The following is a 6,254-nucleotide window of genomic DNA, read 5'->3' as shown; positions in this document are numbered from 1 at the left end:
TGATCTCCTTCTCGTCGAAGATCAGCAGACTGCAAATCGTAGCTTACGTCACTGTCCGAATTTCGGGGGGTAGCTCACTAAGGTCTGCTTTGGGCCGTTTTCACCTCTGTTCACGCAGCTTTGGCGCGTGCTGCGGGGTTTAAATTGTTGAGCCGATCAAGACCCCACTGCCCCATATCCCTAAGCCAAACACAGTGTGGGCAATCAATCCAAGGCCGCGTGATTTCCACGGCGTCGGGGTCTTGCTGGCAGCCCAGCCAAGTCCCATACCCGGTTGTAGGATGAACCACCCCGCTGCAATCGTTGCGATCGCAAATACCCAAGCTGTTAGAAAGTCGGGGGCCGTCTGCCACGTGGTCCCGACAATAAGTAAGAACACGATTCCGTATACGACACCGACGCCATAGTGAAAGAGCCAACCCACAATCAATTCACTGGGCACTTCATCGGATTGACCGATATCGTGATGAAAGATCTTTCCCCTGAACAGATGGGCAAACCAACGCCCCGGCATGGCCCAATTGGGCATGGGAACGCCCCAAATACGGTTTTGAATGAACGCCCAAGCGTCCATCGCAATGGTGGCGCCTAAGCCGATGAGTACTCCGCTGTATATCGTGTTTATCAAGTTTGCTTCCAGATCAGCCAGTTTTGTTAAATCTAGCGCCCAACCAACCCGCTGTCGATCATGATCACCTTTGGGCCACGTATGCGGAGCAAGAAAACCTAACCGAAACCATCCGATGATGGGTGCAAGCCCATTTGCACGAATGCTGCGAGATCCTTAAACGGCAACTATGGAGAATATCCGTGTGGCTACGGCAAATTGCACAACCCCACAGAGTCTCCGAAAGGGTCAACTGAGGCTGCGCCTACCAGAAACAGGTAGGCCGCAAAAACTTACAGGACCCCGCGCATTATCCGGCGCCGCCGGCCAAATCCTCTGCCAACATCAGTGCGTTGCCATCGGGGTCGTAGAAGGTTGCGGTCTTGACCATCCCCTCGACGACATCCGTTTCGCCATCGAAGCGAACCTTGGCCTGCTCCAGATTGTGCCGGGAGGTGTCGAGGTCAGAGACCCCGAAAACTGGAACGCAGTTGCCGGGCGCGGGCTTGGTGTGTTCGCCAAGACCGATAACGACACCCGGCGTGTTGGTCTTAAGCTCCGACCAGCCCGCGTCATCAATATGGTGGAGCAGCTCAAATCCCAACATGGTTTCGTACCATGTCGCGCTTGCATGGCGATCTTTGACCGACATTGCGATGGTGATGGTGTGATCGACTGAAACGAGTGACATGGGCTTTCCTTATAATTCAAAATATACTAACTATACTTTATGGACATTGGGATACTTGTCAACATCACTTCAAGGGCCTGGGCCCTGCCAATATTGTCGAGCCTGCATTCAGGCGTCGCCGGGCGGCAAGCCCCCCTACTCGTCGCGACCGGCGCGAGCAGGACGGCCTTCGCGCAAAGCATGGATCATTTGATTGAACTGGGCCTGTTGGAACGAACCCCTGGCTATGGCCATCCACTGCGCCCGGAATTTCGCCTCACACAGTTGGGAAAGGCGGCCGCAGCCATTGCCCACAGGATTGACGATGTTTCCTCAGAGGATGATTGGGCCTTGCTGCGCCGGTCATGGACTTTGCCGGTTCTGACATCGCTCCACACACCAAGCCATTTCAGCGACATCAAGCGAAACCTGCCAACGATCACAGACCGAGCGCTGTCGCAGTCATTGAAATCAATGGAAGCAAGGGACTGGGTATACCGGAGCGTGGACGGAGCCTCCCGCCCACCCAGATCTACCTATAGCGCGGTGAACACCGGATGTCTGATAGGTCAAATCACTGCCTCTGAAATCAACTTCATTTAGAAAGCCGGCCATTCATTGAAAAGGGAGGAGAGTCGGGAAAGTCTGGCTCTTCCGAGAATGCTGCGTGTAACCTAGACGGACCTGTGGGACACTTGTGGGGTTACTTTAGCTTGTCTCTGAGCGCCTCGTAAGGGGTTTGTCCGTTGTGGGCATCGTGCGGTCTGGCGAAGTTGTAGAACCGTTCCCATTCGTCGAGTTTGGCCTGTGGTTTCAAAGGGTCGCCGCAACACTTTATCTATTTTGGAAAGATGGAGTGTTTATCATGAAGTATCGCACACGGACGTTTTATACGGACAACCAGAAGTCTGAGATGTGGGACCGGTGGCAACGCGGACACCGACGGAGAGCCACGTCCCTGTGTTGCAGCTTTGGCGTTTCTAACATTCGCCAAAGGCCGAATGTCAATTATAGTCTTGCAGACATTGCCGAGACCGCAGGTCGCGCTTAGCTTGTCTTTGATCAGAGATTTAGCACTATAAAGAATTTCAGGTGATACTCATTGTAGTGCTCCGCGATGGGATGGGTTCGTGTTTGGGAGACTAAGTCGCACGATAGTCGAGGCATGGTGTGCTTCAAGAGTTGGCACAGTCGCCAGATCGTCGAAGGCGACCGAAACACCCTTGGTCGCAACTATAGCTATCGTGTTTTTAAGAGATCGCCACGATGATTTTGCACCGTCATTAGAACGCCGCGCCTTCATCGGGACCAAGCAACGTCACAACGCCGCCCTTTCACATCGCCATGGACTGTAAACAGCTCGGAGAAATACGAATATGGTACAAAAAACGCCAGAGGAAATCGAAGCCATGGCTTTGGAAGCCCCTTCTACGGCTCCGGCGGTTTCAGAGACCAAGCTGTTTGGGGCCGATGACAGGGACCGTTACTATTTAAAAATCTTGCGTGTCAGGCCATCTGACAGGCGTAAATACTGCCTCGTGACCCACCACGACCGCATAAACGAAATGACCTTGACCATGAGGTTTCCGCACAAGCGGAACGAGGCTGGGGTCATCAGCTTTAAGATTTCGTTTGAAGGGGCAAACCGCTATCAGGGCGACACTATTTCCGTTGCGTTCTCAGACCTACATAGGCAACCCCACCCCAATCGCGAATTCGACCGGTGGAATTTCAAAGTAGACAAGCCTGATGTATCCTTTGAGCGCTACTCAAGCGGGCGCATTTACACGACACTGCTTCCCGTAGGCGAGCTTTGGAAATTTGCGGGCGATTGGGGGATTTCCTCAAATATGACTTTGCAGGGTGAGGCGCATGAGGATTTGGGAAATATGGTGCTCGAGGACTCCGAATGTGGCTATAAGGCCCTTGTCGATAACTGGCCTCAAAACCGGTAGCTGACCTATTCATGCGGGCCTCTATTGCCCGAACACCCCGCGCGATACACAGCCGGCCCGTCACTCACTGGACGGAAAACCCCAAGCTCTGATTGGCGATGCCATATGCGGTGATCTGATAGGCCGTATCGTAATCTATACTGGCGGTTTCGGCGCACATCTCTGTCGTGGCGCCATGGGCATAATTATTGAGCACGTCACATATCGTTTCGCGATCCAAGACCTTCATGACTTTATCGTTTTTTCGGCGGCATCGTTCATGGAACTTCACTTTGTTGGGCCGTCATCTCCCCCGCCCCTAGGCTTCCAACGCGATGTGTCGACCAATTTTCTGTTTCGGCCAATCGGTGTGGATGTATCATGCCAAGTGTTTCCATCAGTCAGGAATTAAACTTTGGCGCATGAAGTTGAACCCACGCTACAAGCTCTTCGCGACGAGATCACCAAAATAGCTCATCTCGCCGCGCAAGAACCCGAGAACATATTACGCCAGCATGATCTGTTGCACGGCCTCAACAAGGCTGGCAAAGCGCTTTTGGAGACGAGCCGTCTCGACGAGGCCCTGCGCACCTCTCACGAGGCGCGCGACTTGGCGGAAGGCCATTTAAAGCAAGACCCTGAAAACGAGCATTGGCGCGACTACCTCTGTGTCAGCAATGATCGCATCGGCACCATCTTGTTCAAACAAGGCCTGTATGAAGAGGCTTTGCGGGTCTTTCGCGACTGCCTTGCGATCCAAGAGCGCCTTGAAGATAGAACTCCCAAAACCACCGTCGGGCAAGAAAACATCGCCCGCAGTCATGACAAAATCGGAGCGACCTTGATCAAATTGGGCCGCAACGATGAAGGAATGAAGGCGCAAAGGGAAGCGCATGCCATCCGCGAAGGCCTCACCGAGATAGAGCGCACCAGCCGTGAGTGGCGAGATGGATATTTTTAGTCCTATGGTTGAAGGCGACCGAAACACTCTTGTTCGCAATTATAGCTCTCGTGTTTTGAAGGGATCACCACGATGATTTTTGCACCGTCATTAGAACGTCTCGCCTCCGTCGGAACTAACGATTTCACAGAGCAGCAAACGATAAGAAAGGAGTGGTCAGAGATTTTCGCAATAGATTTCGGCCGATTGTGTTGAAAAACTCGTTGCCGCATCTGCAAATTGCGGAAAAGTAGAAAATAGTTCCTTGAAACTCTGACATCGCCCAGTGATGCTGTTGAAATTTGAGTAAATCAGAACTTTGTTCTGCCAAATTTAGGGCCAACGCGCTGAAGCAGAGTTTTTCAACACAATCGGCCATTTCGACACCTTCTATGACTTCATTATCAACGTAGGTCGGACCCAGTTGAGCATAGAGCCGTCTTCCCTGCAGTCACATGCGTTCACACGACAGAGAGTGGCGTGCCCCCATCGGTGGACTTGTGGGTAAATGCACGGGCGATGCAATGCTTACGGATTAGCTTTTTCTCCGATAGTTCAGTTGGTAGAACATCGCACTGTAAATGCATATGTCGTTGGTTCGAAACCAACGCGCATCACCAAAATTATGCAACCAAGGAAGCAAATGACCTACAGAGAATACATCTCCCAAAACCCAGAGATTGAATTGGTCCTTCAGGTTTCAGTCCTATTTGGTGTCGCTGTTGTAGCAAATTTTATCATCAAAAAATTGCTGTTGAAAATTATTAATGCAGCCTTGTCGCATACTGCGTTTGGCAATGACAAAGAGCTCCGTCGGCACAAACTCATTCCAAGACTGACGCATATCTTCCCTGCTGCGATCATTTCGTCCGGGATTCATACAATCCAAGGTCTCCCTTCCGGGGTTTCAACCGTCATATCCAATGTAGCGGGTTCCTTTATCATATTGACTATCGCAATGGCGATTGCCTCGCTTCTTGCGATTGTTGATGTTGTGTATCACAGGCGCCCAGAGGCGCGGCAGAAGCCAATAAAAGGTTACATCCAGGTCTTTAAGATCGCGGTGTATATTGTTTCTGCCATCCTGATCGTCGCCACCTTGTTTGATAAGTCTCCGGCCATACTTCTTTCTGGTCTCGGCGCAATGGCTGCCGTTTTAATTCTCGTCTTTCAAGATACCTTGCTGTCTCTTGTTGCCGGGATACAGATCTCCTCGAACGACATGATACGCGTTGGGGACTGGATCGAAATGCCCGCACAATATGCCGATGGTGAGGTTGTCGAAATTGCCCTGCATACTGTGAAAGTTCAGAACTGGGATAAAACAATTACAACAATCCCTATCAGGCGATTGGTGACGGACAGTTTTAAAAATTGGAGAGGCATGTCTGAAACAGGCGCTCGACGCATCAAGAGGTCAATCAAGATCGATCAGAACACTGTTCGCTTTCTTACCCATCATGATATCGAGTCTCTTCATGCTCTTGAATCGCTGGGGTCCTACCTGGACGCGAAAATGGAAGAGATTGAAGCGTCAAAAACTTCTCACCCCTCCACTTTAGGTGGACGGAAACTCACCAATGTCGGGACATTCCGCGCCTACATGAGGAATTATCTTCAAAACCACCCCAGGATCCGTTCTGACATGACACTGATCGTTCGTCAGATGGATCCGCAACACTTTGGGGTTCCGATAGAAATTTACGCCTTCACCAATACAACCGATTGGGTCGAATATGAGGCAATCCAATCTGATATATTCGATCACATCCTGTCTATCTTGCCTGAGTTTAATCTTGGTGTCTTTCAGGATGTTGGCGGAAATGACATCGCGCGATATGGTTTCAAGTCATGAGATACACCTACCTTACGCAAATACCCGAAACTCTTGATGTTAAATGACGCCAAAGTTATCCGTAACCTTGCCGCGGAATGCGGTCCATTCTTAAGGCAAGGTTTTCGGGGTCTTGCATGGCAAGACCCGCTATTTCGACGATCTCGTAGCAGTATGTCTGCAATGTGGGTTAGAGGTGGTCGCGTAAATTCGGACCATTGTTTAAGGTGGATCGCATAACGAACGAGACGATCCATAATGAGCAAAAG

At 51.1% G+C, this 6,254-nt stretch carries 8 protein-coding genes, 1 tRNA gene and 1 pseudogene; 5 read left to right on the top strand and 5 right to left on the bottom strand.

From position 1 onward, the window contains the following. Positions 1 to 139: 139 nt before the first annotated feature. The gene (locus ACN0SC_RS16470; RefSeq protein WP_417250785.1) at positions 140 to 628 is read right to left on the bottom strand and encodes a DUF2938 domain-containing protein; all 489 of its coding nucleotides are present in this window, start codon (positions 626 to 628) and stop codon (positions 140 to 142) included. Between the two features lie 289 nt (positions 629 to 917). Then, positions 918 to 1,298 carry a VOC family protein gene (locus ACN0SC_RS16465; protein ID WP_417250784.1) on the bottom strand — a complete coding sequence of 127 codons (381 nt, stop codon included), beginning with the start codon at positions 1,296 to 1,298 and terminating at the stop codon, positions 918 to 920. A 39-nt stretch (positions 1,299 to 1,337) separates the two neighbouring features. On the opposite strand from ACN0SC_RS16465, the gene ACN0SC_RS16460 reads away from it, so the two are divergent. Then, the gene (locus ACN0SC_RS16460; protein WP_417250783.1) at positions 1,338 to 1,880 is read left to right on the top strand and encodes a winged helix-turn-helix transcriptional regulator; all 543 of its coding nucleotides are present in this window, start codon (positions 1,338 to 1,340) and stop codon (positions 1,878 to 1,880) included. 100 nt (positions 1,881 to 1,980) lie between these two features. Here ACN0SC_RS16460 and ACN0SC_RS16455 read toward each other — a convergent pair. Beyond that, positions 1,981 to 2,085, bottom strand: a pseudogene (locus ACN0SC_RS16455) (IS481 family transposase); the annotation flags it as partial. A gap of 568 nt (positions 2,086 to 2,653) precedes the next feature. Here ACN0SC_RS16455 and ACN0SC_RS16450 point away from each other — a divergent pair. Beyond that, positions 2,654 to 3,232 (top strand): hypothetical protein, encoded by a 579-nt coding sequence (locus ACN0SC_RS16450; RefSeq protein ID WP_417250782.1) that lies wholly within the window; start codon positions 2,654 to 2,656, stop codon positions 3,230 to 3,232. Between the two features lie 64 nt (positions 3,233 to 3,296). On the opposite strand, the gene ACN0SC_RS16445 is transcribed toward ACN0SC_RS16450, so the two are convergent. Further along, a complete protein-coding gene (locus tag ACN0SC_RS16445; protein WP_417250781.1) occupies positions 3,297 to 3,428 on the bottom strand; it encodes a hypothetical protein in 132 nt (43 codons plus the stop codon). A gap of 198 nt (positions 3,429 to 3,626) precedes the next feature. Here ACN0SC_RS16445 and ACN0SC_RS16440 point away from each other — a divergent pair, with 198 nt between their 5' ends. Beyond that, positions 3,627 to 4,172, top strand: a complete 546-nt coding sequence (locus ACN0SC_RS16440; RefSeq protein ID WP_417250780.1) for a tetratricopeptide repeat protein — start codon at positions 3,627 to 3,629, stop codon at positions 4,170 to 4,172. Positions 4,173 to 4,296: 124 nt separating this feature from the next. On the opposite strand, the gene ACN0SC_RS16435 is transcribed toward ACN0SC_RS16440, so the two are convergent. After that, on the bottom strand, positions 4,297 to 4,530 hold the full coding sequence (locus ACN0SC_RS16435) for a hypothetical protein (RefSeq protein ID WP_417250779.1): 234 nt from the start codon (positions 4,528 to 4,530) through the stop codon (positions 4,297 to 4,299). Positions 4,531 to 4,700: 170 nt separating this feature from the next. Here ACN0SC_RS16435 and ACN0SC_RS16430 point away from each other — a divergent pair. After that, positions 4,701 to 4,771, top strand: a tRNA-Tyr gene (locus ACN0SC_RS16430). 23 nt (positions 4,772 to 4,794) lie between these two features. Next, on the top strand, positions 4,795 to 6,006 hold the full coding sequence (locus tag ACN0SC_RS16425) for a mechanosensitive ion channel family protein (RefSeq protein WP_417250778.1): 1,212 nt from the start codon (positions 4,795 to 4,797) through the stop codon (positions 6,004 to 6,006). The last annotated feature ends 248 nt before the right edge of the window (positions 6,007 to 6,254 follow it).

Source organism: Celeribacter sp. (genome assembly GCF_048261515.1).
Classification (GTDB): Bacteria; Pseudomonadota; Alphaproteobacteria; order Rhodobacterales; family Rhodobacteraceae; genus Celeribacter.
This window is presented reverse-complemented; position numbering and strand designations above follow the sequence as displayed.

Excerpts from the sequence above, each read along its gene's own strand:
- ACN0SC_RS16465 (WP_417250784.1), bottom strand. The coding sequence starts at position 1,298 with ATGTCACTCGTTTCAGTCGATCACACCATCACCATCGCAATGTCGGTC.
- ACN0SC_RS16460 (WP_417250783.1), top strand. The coding sequence starts at position 1,338 with ATGGACATTGGGATACTTGTCAACATCACTTCAAGGGCCTGGGCCCTG.
- ACN0SC_RS16450 (WP_417250782.1), top strand. The coding sequence starts at position 2,654 with ATGGTACAAAAAACGCCAGAGGAAATCGAAGCCATGGCTTTGGAAGCC.
- ACN0SC_RS16435 (WP_417250779.1), bottom strand. The coding sequence starts at position 4,530 with ATGGCCGATTGTGTTGAAAAACTCTGCTTCAGCGCGTTGGCCCTAAAT.
- ACN0SC_RS16425 (WP_417250778.1), top strand. The coding sequence starts at position 4,795 with ATGACCTACAGAGAATACATCTCCCAAAACCCAGAGATTGAATTGGTC.